Genomic DNA, 14,315 nt, shown 5'->3' on the forward strand with positions numbered 1-14,315 from the left:
ACTCAGCCCTTGTCAGCCTTGCCGGCTGCTGCGGCGAACTTCGCCAATCGCACATCCAGATGCCGCGGCCGACGCCCGTGATCCTCTGCACGCTCCTTGCGGCGGATGGCGTTGCGCACCATCAGCGAGCCAATGTAGCGAATCGGTTCCGGCGGGAAAAAACCCAGCGGTCCGTTGACCAGTGGCGAACGGGTCCAGGGGTTGTCCAGGCCCAGGACCATCGACGCCAGAATCTGCCCGCCCATATGGCAGGGCCCGACACCGCTGCCGGAGTAGCCAAAACCGTAGAACACATTGCCACTGGCGCTCATCTGCCCGAAAAACGGCAGCCCGGTCACCGAACGGTCCGACGGACCATTCCAGGTCGCTTCGACCTTGACGTCGGCAAACGCCGGGAAGAAATCCGCCAGGCTGCTCTGCAACAAACCGGCGTAAGGCGAAGGTTGATCGAACACCGGCAGCATGCGTCCACCGTAAGCGAAGGTATTGCCACCCTTGCCAAGCATGATCCGGCCGTCCGGGGTGTTGTGGTAGTAGTGCACGAAAATCCGTGAATCGAGCACCGTGACGCCACTGGTCAGGCCGATTTCGTCGAGCAAATCCGGCCGAGGCTCGGTGATCAGCATGTCGCTGGAAACGATCGCCACGCTGCGCTCGAACAGCGGGAACGCTCGGGCCATCCAGGCGTTCATCGCCAGCACCACCCGGTCGGCGCGGACGGTGCCGCTGGGGGTTTGAATGCCCACCGGCTTGCCCTCTTCCAGCCCGGTCATCGCGGTGTTTTCGTGAATCCTCACGCCCAACTGCAAGGCAACCCGGCGCAGACCGCGCACCAGCTTGCCCGGCTGCACACTGGCCGCGGCCGGAGAAAACCAGCCCTCCAGGTGTTTGCCGGAGCCAGCCATGCGCTGCACATCGGCCACCGGCCGCTGGGTGAACGAGTTGATGCCGTGGCGCTCCAGTGCTGCGATGACCGCATCGGTCGAGCCGCATTGGGCACGGTTGGTGGCGGTGTAGAGCGTACCGTCGAGGCGGTAATCGGCGTCCACCGCATACTGTTCGCAGAAGGCGCCGATGGCATGGATGCTGCGCTCGGACTCCTTGACCAGACGCACGGCCTCTTCGACGCCGAACAAACGCTCAAGGGTGAAATACTTGGCCGACCACGACAGCGCACAACCGCCATTGCGTCCACTGGCCCCGGCGCCGCAGATATCCGCTTCGACCAGCAACACGTCCAGCTCGGGGTTCTGCTCCTTGAGCATGATCGCGGTCCACAACCCGGTATAACCGCCGCCGACGATGCACACGTCGGCGCGGCTGTCGCCTTGCAGTGGCGGACAGGTTTCGGACGCATCAGCCTTCAAGGCCTGGTCCAGCCAAAAGGGTCTCATGGGAAATCTCCAGTCAATGGCCCACACGCCAGCCTGCCGCGGACGCAGCAGGCGACGAGGGACAGGATTCAGGTGCGCAGGGGTTTGATGGTCATCGTCCGATTGGGCACGAACGGGTAGTTGGTTTTCAGGCCGCCCGGGCGGCTGTTCCAGTGCGGGATCAGCACCAGCGCCGAGAACATGGCGCAGCCGGCGAAGACAATGAACACGGTAACGGTGTCGAAGTAGCCAGGCAGCAGGCCACCGAGAATCGCCCCGACCGAGCCGCAGCCGTTAACGAAACCGGCTGCTGTGGCGCCGGCCTTGGCAGTACCGAAATCGATGGCCGCCGCGCCGCTGATCATCGAGTCCGGTCCGTAGAGGGTCAGGCCCATGACGAACAGCAGCGCCACCACCAGGACCACGCTACCGGTATGCAAGGCGCCCATGAACAGTGCCAAAGACACGGTCAGCGCCAACAGGCTGAGTACGCAAGCCGGCATGCGTCGGGCGCCGAACAGTTTGTCCGAGGCCAGGCCGATCATGATCGGTCCGAGCAATCCGGCCAGCTCGAACGAGGTCGGAATGATTGCTGCACCGACCTTACCCACCGAAGGCATCTGTTCGAAAACGATCACCGGCCCCCACAGCAGAATCGCGTAGCGCGCCGGTTTGAGCATGAAGTACGCCAGCCCGAGCACCAGCACCGTGCGGTTGCGCAGGATTTCCTTCAAAGGCTCCCACATGCTGATTTTGCTTTGCGCGTCAGCTTGTTCGGCGGTCAGCTCAGGTTCCGGCTCCACCGCCGGCAAGCCGACGTCCTCCGGTTTGTTACGTTGAAAAATAAAAAACAGCACGGCGACCAGCCCAACCACCGCCGCACTGGAAACAAACGCCGCATGCCAGGTGCCGATGAGCGTATACGCCCACCAACCGGCAAACGGCGACGCCACGAGACCGCCAAAGGCGTAGCAGGAACTCCACAGGCCCAGTACCCGCCCGCGTTGCTCCGAGGGAAAGAAGCTGCCGAGATTCTTGCACAGCCCCGACCAACCGGTGGACTGCGCCAGCCCTTGGATCAGCATGCAGGTAGCGAAAATCGGTAACGTTGCAAAGTTGCCCATCACCAGCGCCGCACAGGCGGAAATCAGCAACCCGCCCAGCACCACCACCCGCGGCCCGAAGCGGTCGGCAAGGATGCCCCAGGTGAATTGGCCGACGGCGTAGGCCGTCAAGTAGATGGCGTCGAGGTTGGCCATGGCCATTTTGTCGAGCATGAAGGTCGGGTCTTCGGCGATGCCGAGCTTGGCCACCGAGAAGGCTTTGCGGGTGAAGTAGAAAGCGGCGTAGGCGAGCCAGGTGATCGCGAAGATCTGCATGCGCCAACGCTTGATGGTGCCGATGTGCTTGTTCATTGTGGTTCTGACCTCAGGGTGTGAGTGTGCCGGCAGAATTGGAAGAAAACGCCTGTTTTTTTATTGTTGAGCACTGCGATATCGCCCTGTCCCTACGGCGGATACCGGTCAGATGAGTCCTGTTTTTGCACGCCCAGGCTCATGGCTCCCGCTGCTGTTCGACTGACCCGTCAGCGGGGCTGAGGTGGATAAAAACAATTACTGATTAATAAGTGAAATCGATTTATCGTATTTCAAAAATAAGCTCAGCTTGTTACTGGAGATTTCCATGTCGGTGTCCCACGCCCAGCTCAAAGCCTTCCATGCCGTGGCGGTCCATGGAAGCTTTACCAAAGCCGCCGAGCGGCTTTTTCTGACGCAGCCGGCGATTTCCGACCAGGTGCGCAAACTCGAAGAGCGCTACGGCGTCTTGCTGTTTCACCGCAACAAGCGCTCGGTGCGCCTGACCGATCTGGGCGAGCGCCTGCTGAGCGTTACCCAGCGGCTTTTTGTGATTGAGGCGCAAGCGCAGGAGCTGTTGCAGGATTCCCAGGCCTTGCAGACCGGCAGCCTGATTCTGGCGGTGGATGCACCGGTGCATGTGCTGCCGCAGATTGCCCGCTTCTGCGAACGCTACCCCGGGATCAGCGTGAAGATCGAAACCGGCAACACCGATGAGTCGCTGTTTCGACTGTTCAACTATCAGGCCGACCTGGCGTTACTGGGCCGTGACGTCAGCGATGAACGCCTGATCTCCCTGTCCCTGCGTAACGACCCGATGGTGGCGTTCGTGTCGCGCAATCATCCGTGGGCGGATCGCGAATCCATCACCCTCGCGGACCTCGACGACACGCCGCTGGTGTTGCGGGAAATCGGTTCGGTGACCCGGCAGACCCTGGAAGAAGAAATGCAACGCGCCGGGTTCCGCATTCGCCCGGCGATTCAGGTCGAAGGCCGGGAGGCGGCGCGGGAAGCGGTGGTGGTCGGGATCGGGGTGGGCGTGGTGTCGGCTGCCGAGTTTGGCGCCGACTCCAGGGTTTGTGCACTGCCGATTACCGATTGCGAACGACGGCTGACTGAAACACTGGTTTGCCTGCGCGAGCAGAGCTCGCGGCGGGTGGTGGCGACGTTTCTTGAGATGGTGCGCGAGAGTCTGAACTGACCCCATCACCTTACGCTGGCGCCAACCCGAAAAACGCCTGAATCAAGCGCAAATCCCGTCGCCGCTCCATGCACCCGATCATGTGCCGATTCACCAGCCCCTCGCCAATAATCGGCACCGCCGCCACCCGCGGGTCGTGGCTGACCTCCACCGACGACACCACCCCCACCCCCAGTTCGGCGGCCACCGCTTCAGTCACCGCTTCGCGGCTGTCCAGTTCCAGCAGCACCCGCGGATTGACCCTGGCCTGGGCGCAAGCCTCATCGAAGGTGCGCCGGGTAATCGAACCCGGTTCGCGCAGCACCATGATCACCTGATCCAGTTCCTTGAGCTGCACGCCTTTGGCCTTCTGCGCCCAAGGATGCCCGGCGGGCACCAGCGCGCAAATCCGTGATTCGTTCAGCGCCTGCAGATGCAAGCCCTTGCGCGGCTCGACCTCGGTCAGTACCGCCACGTCGGCATGTTCGGACAGCAGCGCCGCCAGGGTTTCCTGGGCGTTGCCCAGGCGCAGGTTCACCGTGATCCCCGGATAGCGCGCCCGCAGGCTGGCGAGCATCGGCATGACCATGTGCGGACCGTCCGCCGCCACCTCCAGACGCCCGGTCAGCAATTGCCGGTTGGCTTCGAGCATCACCTGCGCCTCTTCGGCCAGGCCGAACATCGCCCGGGTGATGGCCGCCAGTTTGGTGCCCTCCTCCGTCAGTTCCACTCGGCGGGCGGTGCGGCGCAGCAAGGTGATCTGGTAGTGCTCCTCCAGGGCCTTGATGTGCCCGGTAACCGCCGGCTGGCTGATGAACAGCCGCGCCGCCGCCCGGGTAAAGCTGCCTTCCCGCGCCACGGCATCGAATGCGCGCAGCTGAAACAGGTTCATGAATAACCCTCACTGATGGCTGGCATAACAATAAACAATTTGATTGATAACACGGCAAATTGCAATTTAGGTCCCGTAGCTTCATCCCATCGATTGCGAGGACACGAGAATGAGTACTGCCGAACCCATCCTGCTCACCCCCGGCCCGTTGACCACGTCGGCCCGCACCCGTCAGGCGATGATGATCGACTGGGGTTCATGGGATGACCGTTTCAATCAATTGACCGCCAGCCTCTGCGAGCAACTGCTGGCAATCATCAACGGCGCCGCCACTCACCACTGCGTGCCCCTGCAAGGCAGTGGCACCTTCGCGGTCGAGGCAGCGATCGGCACGCTGGTGCCTCGGGACGGCAAGATTCTGGTATTGATCAACGGCGCCTACGGTAAACGCCTGGCGAAAATCTGTGATGTGCTCGGCCGCGCCTACAGTACCTTCGAAACCGCCGAAGACGAGCCGACCACCGCCGCCGACGTCGACCGCCTGCTGCGTGCCGACACCGGCATCACCCACGTCGCCCTGATTCACTGCGAAACCAGCACCGGCATCCTCAATCCACTGCCGCAGATCGCCCAGGTCGTCGCAGAACACGGCAAGCGCCTGATCATCGACGCCATGAGTTCCTTCGGTGCCCTGCCGGTGGATGCGCAGCAAGTGCCGTTCGACGCACTGATCGCCGCCTCGGGCAAATGCCTGGAGGGCGTGCCAGGCATGGGTTTTGTCTTCGCTCGCAAAGAATCCCTGGCCAACGCCACCGGTAACTCGCATTCGCTGGCCATGGACCTGCAGGACCAGCACGCCTACATGGCCAAGACCGGCCAGTGGCGCTTCACCCCGCCGACCCATGTGGTCGCCGCACTGCACGAAGCCCTGCTGCAATACAACGAAGAAGGTGGCTTGCCGGCCCGGCACGAACGCTATGCCGCCAACTGCCAGGTGTTGATGGAAGAGATGGGCAAACTGGGGCTGCGCAGCTTCCTGCCGGCGGCTATTCAGGCGCCGATCATCGCCACCTTTCATGCCCCGAAAGATCCTCGCTACCAGTTCAAAGAGTTCTACGAACGGGTCAAGGCCAAGGGCTACATCCTCTATCCCGGCAAACTGACCCAGGTCGAAACCTTCCGCGTCGGCTGCATCGGCCATGTCCAGCCAGCCGAAATGCGCGAAGCCGTGGCGGCGATTGCTGAAGTGTTGCGCGAGATGGAAGTGTTAGAGATCTAAACCTCACCACATTCCCCTGTAGGAGCGAGCTTGCTCGCGAAGAGGCCCGGTCAGTCGACTCACATGTTGAATGAAAGACCATCGCGAGCAAGTCGGATCGCCGCACCGTCGCTCCTACAGTAAAGCTGCTCTCCAATAGCCAGTTATTACAGGACTCAGATCACCATGAACTACTCCAACCCAACCAAACTGCAAGCCGCCATCCTCGACTGGGCCGGCACCGTGGTCGACTTCGGCTCCTTCGCCCCGACGCAGATTTTCGTCGAGGCCTTCGCCGAGTTCGACGTCCAGGTGTCCATCGAAGAGGCCCGTGGCCCGATGGGCATGGGCAAGTGGGATCACATCCGCACCCTGTGCGATCTGCCGGAAGTCGCCGAGCGTTATCGCAAAGTGTTCGGCCGCACGCCGACCGACGATGACGTGACCGCCGTCTACCAACGCTTCATGCCGCTGCAGATCGAAAAAATCGCCGAACACTCGGCGCTGATTCCGGGGGCGCTGGAGACCATCGCCAACCTGCGCCAGCAAGGGATCAAGATCGGCTCCTGCTCCGGCTACCCGAAACAGGTCATGGACAAAGTAGTCGAACTGGCTGCCACCAACGGCTACGTCGCCGATCACGTGGTCGCCACCGACGAAGTCCCGAATGGCCGCCCATGGCCCGCCCAGGCACTGGCCAACGTCATCGCCCTGGGCATCGACGATGTCGCCGCGTGCGTGAAGATCGATGACACGGTGCCGGGCATTCTCGAAGGTCGCCGCGCCGGCATGTGGACCGTGGCGCTGATCTGCTCGGGCAACGCCCTGGGCCTGGACTACGAAGGTTATCGCGCGCTGGGCAGCGACCAACTGGACAGCGAGCGCAAGCGCATCCACGCAATGTTCGAAGGTTCGCGCCCGCACTACATGATCGACACCATCACTGATCTGCCGGAAGTGATCGCCGACATCAACAAGCGTCTGGCCAATGGAGAAATGCCGCAATCGAGCTAAGAAATCGCAACTCCCCCTGTAGGAGCGAGCTTGCTCGCGATGGTCTCAAGTATGCCGCGGTTACCCAGTGGGTGTGCGTCATCGTTGGCGACCTTCGCGAGCAAGCTCGCTCCTACAGGGGAATGTGTTTTTCTGCCTATTACCCGAACCTGCGCATCCAGCGACCAATCGCCTCAGGCAAACCCGGTGAAACAGGATTACAGTTAACGCACACCGTCGGACAAGAGCGGTGGCTTTAAACCGGACCTCTGAGGAATACCGTATGCCGTGGCAAAACTCCGAATCGCGCTACAGCACCGTATCGATCGCGCTGCATTGGTTGATGCTGGTCCTGTTGGTGCTGGTTTACGCCTGTATCGAGTTTCGCGGGATCTTTCCCAAGGGCAGTGGCGGGCGCACGCTGATCGTCGAATCACACTTCCTGCTCGGCCTGACCGTATTCGTTCTGGTCTGGGTGCGATTGTTCGCGCGCAGTCTCGGCCCGGCGCCGCAGATCTTCCCGGCCTCGCCACACTGGCAAACGACGCTGGCCAGGCTGATGCACTGGGCGCTGTACATTTTCATGATCGTCACGCCGATTCTCGGGTGGCTGGTCACCAGCGCCAAAGGCAATCAGGTGATGTTTTACGGTTTCGACCTGCCGATGCTGATAGCAGAAAACAAGGACCTGGCCAAACAACTCCAGGGCTGGCATGAGCTCGGCGGCACTATCGGCTATTGGCTGATCGGCCTGCATGCCGTGGCCGGGTTGTATCACCACTATGTGGTGGGCGATAACACCTTGCTGCGGATGATGCCCAAGCGGGTAAACCGCGATACCTGAGACCAATGAATTCCAATGTGGGAGCGGGCTTGCTCCCACACTGGATCGCAGCGCCGCTCAGCTTTTTGAGCTCAATCCCCGCCGCCCCTGCAAGCCGCCGGTGTGGATGAAGATCAGTCGCGTACCTTGGGCGAATCGGCCCGCTTCGACTTGGTGCTTGAGTGCCAGCAGTGCCTTGCCGGTATACAGCGGCTCCAGTGGAATATTTCCTACCTGCTCTGTCTGTTCGATAAAGTCGAGCAGCAGTGGATCAACCTTGGCGAACCCGCCGCGACTGGCCTCGAACAGCTCATACACCGCATCGACCACACCCGATTCCTGCACCATCCTCTCGACCTGCTGAGCCACCCCGTGGTCACCAGGCACCGCCAGGGCACCGTACACCGGATGATCCCCCGCTTCGCCCAGCACCAGGCCGGCCAGGGTCGTGCCGGTTCCGCAGGCCAGCCACCAGCCGTCGTAATCGCTCCAGCCCAAGCCCTCCAGTTGCGCGCAAACGCTGGCCCGCAGTTGCATGCAACCCAGGGCGCCAGGCAAACCACCTCCCCCTTCAGGCACCGGATACAACGTCGGATAGCGGGTTTGCCAGGGTTGCCAGAAACCCGCGTCATGCCGCGCTCGATAGCCTGCGTAACCCAGCCAGTGCAACTGCATGCCGAACGCCTGCAAGTCTTTGACCGTCGGGGTTTCCTGAGGATGCCCGCGCAGCAGGCCGACGGTGGAAAAGCCGAAACGCTTGCCTGCCGCCGCTAACGCGTGGAGGTGATTGGAGTGCGCGCCACCGAGACTGATGATGCCTTCGGCACCGAGGCGCTCGGCGATCTTCAGGTGCTCGATGAGCTTGAACCATTTGTTGCCGCTGATCAGCGGGTCGATCTGGTCCAGGCGCAGGATCGCCACTTCGATGCCGGCGTGAGTGAGCCAGTCGAGGTGAAGGGGGTCGAGGGGGACTTGAGGAAGCCAGTTGTCAGGAGGAGAAAGCATGATGCCGGATCATTGGAGTGATCCGGCATCTTAGCAGCACCTTTGTGGCGAGTGAGCTTGTCGGACGTGGATTACAACTGCGCCGCCAACCGCGAACCCTGATTGATCGCCCGCTTGGCATCCAGCTCTGCCGCAACATCCGCGCCACCGATCAGGTGCACGCTCTGCCCCGCCGCCACCAGACCGTCATGCAACTCACGTAGTGGATCCTGCCCGGCGCAGATCACGATGTTGTCCACTGGCAGCACCTGCGGCTCGCCGGTTTCGCCGATGCGGATGTGCAGGCCTTCGTCGTCGATCTTCAGGTATTCGACGCTGTTGAGCATCTGCACCTGTTTGTTCTTCAGGCCGGTGCGATGAATCCAGCCGGTGGTCTTGCCCAAGCCGTCGCCGACCTTGGATTTCTTGCGTTGCAGCAGGAACACCTCGCGGGCCGGGGCATGGGGCGCGGCCTTTATACCAGCGACACCGCCGCGCGCTTCAAGGTGCGTATCGATGCCCCACTCCTTCCAGAACGCGGAGCGATCCTGACTGGTGGCGACGCCTTCATGCACAAGGAACTCGGAGACGTCGAAACCGATACCACCGGCACCAATCACCGCGACGCGCTTGCCGACCGGTTTGCGCTCCAGGATCACGTCCAGGTAGCTCAGCACCTTGGCGTTTTCCACCCCCGCAATGGCCGGCAGGCGCGGCGCAATGCCGGTGGCCAGAATGATCTCGTCATAGCCGCCCTCGACCAGCCCGGCCACGTCGACGCGGGTGTTCAGGCACACCTCGACATTGCTGGTCTGCAATTTGCGGTTGAAGTAGCGAATGGTCTCAAAGAACTCTTCCTTGCCCGGAACGCGCTTGGCGATGTTGAACTGACCGCCGATTTCGCTGGCCGAATCGAACAGCGTCACCTGATGGCCACGCTCGGCGGCCACGGTCGCGGCAGACAAACCAGCCGGGCCGGCACCGACCACAGCGATTTTCTTCAGTTGCTGCACGGGCAGGTAATTGAGTTCGGTTTCGTGACAGGCACGCGGGTTGACCAGGCAGCTGGTCAGCTTGCCGCCGAAGGTGTGATCGAGGCAGGCCTGGTTGCAACCGATGCAAGTGTTGATCTCATCGGCGCGACCTTCAGCGGCCTTGTTGACGAAATCCGGGTCGGCGAGGAACGGCCGCGCCATGGACACCATGTCGGCATCGCCTTCGGCCAGGATCTGCTCGGCCACTTGCGGGGTGTTGATACGGTTGGTGGTGATCAGCGGAATAGTGACCGAACCACGCAGCTTGGCCGTGACCTTGCTGAAGGCCGCGCGTGGCACTTTGGTGGCGATGGTCGGAATCCGCGCTTCGTGCCAGCCGATACCGGTGTTGATGATGGTCGCGCCGGCCTGCTCGATGGCCTTGGCCAACTGCACGATTTCTTCCCAGGTGCTGCCGCCTTCGACCAGGTCGAGCATCGACAGGCGGAAAATGATGATGAAGTTCGGGCCTACCGCTTCGCGCACGCGACGCACGATTTCCACCGGCAGGCGCATACGATTTTCGTAGCTGCCGCCCCAGCGGTCGGTGCGGTGGTTGGTGTGGGCGGCGAGGAACTGGTTAATGAAATAACCCTCCGAGCCCATGATTTCCACACCGTCGTACTCGGCGGTTTGCGCCAGTACCGAGCAGGTGACGAAATCGCTGATCTGCTTCTCGATGCCTTCCTCGTCCAGCTCCTTGGGCTTGAACGGGTTGATCGGCGCCTGGATCGCACTAGGTGCAACCTGTTTCGGGCTGTAGGCATAACGACCGGCATGGAGGATCTGCATGCAGATCTTGCCGCCCGCATCATGCACGGCACGGGTCACGATGCGGTGTTTCAGCGCTTCCTCTTCGGTGGTCAGCTTGGCCGCACCGGAATACACGCCGCCTTCATCGTTCGGGCCGATACCACCGGTGACCATCAGGCCGACACCGCCACGGGCACGTTCGGCAAAGTACGCCGCCATGCGTTCGAAGCCACCTGGCTTCTCTTCAAGACCGGTATGCATCGACCCCATCAGGGTGCGGTTGCGCAGCGTGGTGAAACCCAGGTCCAGCGGAGCCAACAGGTGCGGGTAATGAGCGGCGGTCATCGGAAACTCCACATCGAACAATCACGGAAAGTGCGGGAGCTCTTCGGCTCCCATCAGTCATGTTCGACAGACTAAGAGTCACGCCGCTGTCGCTCAATGACCGTAACTGACAACTTATTGATCGAAATGAGCAGCTACAACTCAAAACCAAAACGACCTTCCGGTGCAGGTCCGGGTTGAAACCTGCTCCAGGAAGGTCGCTACCTTTCGGACTCTGGACAAGCCCGCAAGATTTACGCGCGGAACCGGCTTAGCATGCGCTTGCTACCGTCCGCGCAGGCGCAACGTAGTCGTCCTGTTGTTTCGCTCGCTGGGTCAACACCAGCATCGTCAGGAACCCCAGCACAATCAGTACCGGATAAGCCATCAACAGTTCGGAAAGGGAATACTTCCAGGCCAAAGGGCGCCCGACACCCAGCATGGCGGCATACATCCAGGACACGGCCGACAACGAGCCGCAGGCCAACGCCAGCATCCGTGCACTGAATCCGAGATTGAGCAACGAGCCTGCCTTTTGCAGTGCCGGCAGTACCAGGCGATGCAACAAGACGCCGTTGTAACTCAGCAGCGCGACAATAATGACTTTGGCTTGAAGCTTTGGATTCATAAAGTATTCGACACCTTTACCCAGGTAATCAATACCGACGACAGCGACACCCGTTACCCAAAGAGCTATTAGTGCAACGATGACAGACTTCTGAAGACTTTCCATGTGAGCATTATCATGCTCAGTCAATACCTTTCGCCTTAACAGGTCTCTAACCATAGCGACATCACTGGTCAACACCAGACCAATGGCTACACAACACGCCACTAAATGAACGTAAATAACACCCAGACGCAAAAACTCCAGGAATTCTTTATTTTCCAGCAGATTCATAATTGTATTTATCGCCACGGTATTCTCTCCACCTTATTCGACAGTACAGATCGACTACTTGACAGGATTTTTACTTATTCAAATATCCTGTGCGACCTTACTTCTAAAAGATAAGCCAAGTCATGAACCCGGCACTGTTAACCTCATTGATTCGCTCGGCAAATCAATGAACGGCTTTTTTTTCACCTCCCTGAACTTCAGATAAAAAACCCCAATTTGCACTCACTGCATTTGAGATCCAACTTCCACTTCTTTTTTTGCGATTGCGGGGGCAGGTCATGGCTGACGTGCTTGAGAATCAGAGGCCACAGACGCTCCAATGTTCACTTTTCGAACAAACCACCGACAAGCGGTGCGTAGCGCAAGTGCGCCTGAAGCGACAGTAATGAGCCAACTTTCGCGCTATGCCCCACCACAACTGGCCTGCTTGATTACATGCAGTTTTACAACTGCATATTGGATCCGCTAGTTGTTATACATCCGACAACGCGCGCAATAGCGAGCGACTCTCATCCAGAGCAAACTCCGATTGCGAATTCCACCCTGATTCGGCCACCCTTTCAGGCAGATGGCAACGCAGGATTAACTTAAACAATAAGGGTGTAAATCAAGTCTCTGCGCTCATGCTCAAAACCCGAAGTAAACAAATGCCGTGGCTGCCGCTATACCCCATGCGGCCAACGCCATGACTGTCGAATTGTGCGGTAACCGGGATTCGCTCAAGCGCTGTAAGCCGGGCTTGGAAAACCCGGTTTGGTCATAACGGCAATCCATGATTGCCCGGTAGGTATATCGGAGGCCGACCAACAGAAACAGGGTGATCAGGCCGAGGACAAGTCCACGCCTGACAGGCGGTTTAACCAATGGTGCAAGGTGATCCTGTTCGCAGGCAATGCTATTGACATGCGCAACGGTAATTAGTTGATAGTCCGTCGAAGACCGCTTTTGGCCAATCTGGATCGCCGCCTGTTGCTCTAGATCCAACACCTGATACTTCCAGAGCGTTGACGAACCTTTGCGGCAGAAGGTAAACGCTGCAGGACTTGAGACGGCGATAATAAAAGCGTCGTTGATGTCCAGTTTTTTCAGCGTTTCTGTGGCTGACCTGGTGAAGCCCAGGTCGAAGACCGAAGTGATCCCGGTAGCAGAAGCCGCGACCGCAACCAATAGGCTGCTCAAGAGGCAGATGGCTGAAATGTTCAAGGCCGGGTTTCCTTTTTCCATTGTTTCTTTGATTTCGCAGTTCGGTTCCAACTTGCCTTGATGAGTTCCAGTACGCTGCTGGCATCCCGATAGCCAGTGGACAATTGAATGGAAGGAGAAAGGGAGGGCATCCATTGCCCTCCCCTCCGCTGTCCACGCTCCTTGCGACAGTACTGACCAGGACCTCAAGTGGCCAGAATGAAGTCCGTCTGATCGACGGCCGCGCTGTTGACACCAACAAGGTGAATGGTGTCCGCCCCGATCCCTACCACCGTGTCCGCCCCGTTAGCCGTTATGGTCACGTTGGCAGCGAACGTCGCGCTGTTGATCCCCAGCGCCGTGATATTGAGCAAGTCCTGCCCGGCCGGATTGGCTCCGAAGTTCAGGATCGTATCGTTGCCGAAACCCGCGGCAGCAAACACGAACGTATCGTTGCCGGCGACGCCGCCACTCATCACGTCGTTACCGCCACCGCCGGTGAGAACGTCGTTACCCGCACCACCCACGATATTATTGCCGAGCACGTTGCCGGTGCCCGCGAAGTTGCCGCTGCCGCCGAAAAACAGATTTTCGACGTTGGCACCCAGGGTGTAGCTCGCGAGCGAGGTCCAGACCGTGTCGTTGCCGCCACCGGCGTTCTCGCCTACCACGTCCCCAAGGTCGGTGACTTCGTAGATATCGTTGCCAGCACCGCCGGCCATCGTGTCGGCACCTGCGCCACCGATGAGGAGGTCGTTACCAGCACCGCCCACGAGTGTGTTGTCGAGCACGTTGCCGGAGCCCGCAAAGTTGCCGCTGCCGCCGAAAAACAGATTTTCGACGTTGGCACCCAGGCTGTAGTTCGCGAGCGAGGTCCAGACCGTGTCGCTGCCGGCACCGGCGAGCTCGATCACCACGTCCCCAAGGTCGGTGGCTTCGTAGATATCGCTGCCAGCACCGCCGGCCATCGTGTCGGCACCTGCGCCACCGATGATGACGTCGTTACCCGCACCGCCCGCGATCGTATTGCCGAGCACGTTACCGGTGCCCGCGAAGTTGCCGCTGCCGCCGAAAAACAGATTCTCGACGTTGGCGCCCAGGGTGTAGCTTGCGAGCGAGGTCCAGACCGTGTCGCTGCCGCCACCGGCGAGCTCGCTCACCACGTCCCCAAGCTCGGTGACTTCGTAGACATCGTTGCCGCCACCGCCGACCATCGTGTCGGCACCTGCGCCACCGATCAGGACGTCGTTACCCGCACCGCCCACGAGCGTGTTGTCGAGCGCGTTGCCGGTACCCGCAAAGTCGCCGCTGCCGCCGAAAAAC

The 14,315-nt window shown here is 60.3% G+C and carries 12 protein-coding genes; 4 read left to right on the forward strand and 8 right to left on the reverse strand.

All coding sequences use genetic code 11. The features are described from left to right. Positions 1–2: 2 nt before the first annotated feature. Together AC1D19_RS22630 and AC1D19_RS22635 are read right to left on the reverse strand one after the other, a co-directional pair. Positions 3–1,394, reverse strand: coding sequence for an FAD-dependent oxidoreductase (locus tag AC1D19_RS22630; protein WP_477764604.1), 1,392 nt, complete (start codon positions 1,392–1,394; stop codon positions 3–5). Positions 1,395–1,462: 68 nt separating this feature from the next. Next, on the reverse strand, positions 1,463–2,788 hold the full coding sequence (locus tag AC1D19_RS22635; protein ID WP_477764605.1) for an MFS transporter: 1,326 nt from the start codon (positions 2,786–2,788) through the stop codon (positions 1,463–1,465). 268 nt (positions 2,789–3,056) lie between these two features. On the opposite strand from AC1D19_RS22635, the gene AC1D19_RS22640 reads away from it, so the two are divergent. After that, a complete protein-coding gene (locus AC1D19_RS22640) occupies positions 3,057–3,929 on the forward strand; it encodes a LysR family transcriptional regulator (protein WP_477764606.1) in 873 nt (290 codons plus the stop codon). 10 nt (positions 3,930–3,939) lie between these two features. Here the strand turns inward: AC1D19_RS22640 and AC1D19_RS22645 are convergent, their stop codons facing one another. Next, positions 3,940–4,800, reverse strand: coding sequence for a LysR substrate-binding domain-containing protein (locus AC1D19_RS22645; RefSeq protein ID WP_477764607.1), 861 nt, complete (start codon positions 4,798–4,800; stop codon positions 3,940–3,942). A 109-nt stretch (positions 4,801–4,909) separates the two neighbouring features. Here AC1D19_RS22645 and AC1D19_RS22650 point away from each other — a divergent pair, with 109 nt between their 5' ends. The 3 genes from AC1D19_RS22650 (at position 4,910) to AC1D19_RS22660 (ending at position 7,835) form a co-directional block, all read left to right on the forward strand. Beyond that, positions 4,910–6,019 carry a 2-aminoethylphosphonate--pyruvate transaminase gene (locus AC1D19_RS22650; protein WP_477764608.1) on the forward strand — a complete coding sequence of 370 codons (1,110 nt, stop codon included), beginning with the start codon at positions 4,910–4,912 and terminating at the stop codon, positions 6,017–6,019. Between the two features lie 165 nt (positions 6,020–6,184). After that, the gene (gene phnX, locus AC1D19_RS22655) at positions 6,185–7,012 is read left to right on the forward strand and encodes a phosphonoacetaldehyde hydrolase (protein ID WP_477764609.1); all 828 of its coding nucleotides are present in this window, start codon (positions 6,185–6,187) and stop codon (positions 7,010–7,012) included. Positions 7,013–7,274: 262 nt separating this feature from the next. Continuing rightward, positions 7,275–7,835 (forward strand): cytochrome b, encoded by a 561-nt coding sequence (locus tag AC1D19_RS22660; RefSeq protein WP_477764610.1) that lies wholly within the window; start codon positions 7,275–7,277, stop codon positions 7,833–7,835. Positions 7,836–7,892: 57 nt separating this feature from the next. On the opposite strand, the gene AC1D19_RS22665 is transcribed toward AC1D19_RS22660, so the two are convergent. From AC1D19_RS22665 to AC1D19_RS22685, 5 genes are all read right to left on the reverse strand, one after another. Continuing rightward, positions 7,893–8,819: a 1-aminocyclopropane-1-carboxylate deaminase/D-cysteine desulfhydrase gene (locus tag AC1D19_RS22665; RefSeq protein ID WP_477764611.1), complete on the reverse strand. Its 927-nt coding sequence runs from the start codon at positions 8,817–8,819 to the stop codon at positions 7,893–7,895. Between the two features lie 71 nt (positions 8,820–8,890). Continuing rightward, complete coding sequence (locus AC1D19_RS22670) at positions 8,891–10,930, reverse strand: oxidoreductase (RefSeq protein WP_477764612.1); 2,040 nt, start codon at positions 10,928–10,930, stop codon at positions 8,891–8,893. Between the two features lie 250 nt (positions 10,931–11,180). Next, positions 11,181–11,828 (reverse strand): hypothetical protein, encoded by a 648-nt coding sequence (locus AC1D19_RS22675; RefSeq protein ID WP_477764613.1) that lies wholly within the window; start codon positions 11,826–11,828, stop codon positions 11,181–11,183. 609 nt (positions 11,829–12,437) lie between these two features. Further along, positions 12,438–13,148, reverse strand: coding sequence for a hypothetical protein (locus AC1D19_RS22680; RefSeq protein WP_477754903.1), 711 nt, complete (start codon positions 13,146–13,148; stop codon positions 12,438–12,440). 50 nt (positions 13,149–13,198) lie between these two features. Next, the coding region (locus AC1D19_RS22685) for a calcium-binding protein (protein ID WP_477764614.1) at positions 13,199–14,315 on the reverse strand (1,117 nt) is incomplete at its 5' end.

This window comes from Pseudomonas sp. P1_C12 (genome assembly GCF_056406435.1).

What these genes read in the sequence shown, in the direction of transcription:
- AC1D19_RS22630 (WP_477764604.1), bottom strand. Translation starts at nt 1,394, where the DNA reads ATGAGACCCTTTTGGCTGGACCAGGCCTTGAAGGCTGATGCGTCCGAA.
- AC1D19_RS22635 (WP_477764605.1), bottom strand. Translation starts at nt 2,788, where the DNA reads ATGAACAAGCACATCGGCACCATCAAGCGTTGGCGCATGCAGATCTTC.
- AC1D19_RS22640 (WP_477764606.1), top strand. Translation starts at nt 3,057, where the DNA reads ATGTCGGTGTCCCACGCCCAGCTCAAAGCCTTCCATGCCGTGGCGGTC.
- AC1D19_RS22645 (WP_477764607.1), bottom strand. Translation starts at nt 4,800, where the DNA reads ATGAACCTGTTTCAGCTGCGCGCATTCGATGCCGTGGCGCGGGAAGGC.
- AC1D19_RS22650 (WP_477764608.1), top strand. Translation starts at nt 4,910, where the DNA reads ATGAGTACTGCCGAACCCATCCTGCTCACCCCCGGCCCGTTGACCACG.
- phnX (WP_477764609.1), top strand. Translation starts at nt 6,185, where the DNA reads ATGAACTACTCCAACCCAACCAAACTGCAAGCCGCCATCCTCGACTGG.
- AC1D19_RS22660 (WP_477764610.1), top strand. Translation starts at nt 7,275, where the DNA reads ATGCCGTGGCAAAACTCCGAATCGCGCTACAGCACCGTATCGATCGCG.
- AC1D19_RS22665 (WP_477764611.1), bottom strand. Translation starts at nt 8,819, where the DNA reads ATGCTTTCTCCTCCTGACAACTGGCTTCCTCAAGTCCCCCTCGACCCC.
- AC1D19_RS22670 (WP_477764612.1), bottom strand. Translation starts at nt 10,930, where the DNA reads ATGACCGCCGCTCATTACCCGCACCTGTTGGCTCCGCTGGACCTGGGT.
- AC1D19_RS22680 (WP_477754903.1), bottom strand. Translation starts at nt 13,148, where the DNA reads ATGGATGCCCTCCCTTTCTCCTTCCATTCAATTGTCCACTGGCTATCG.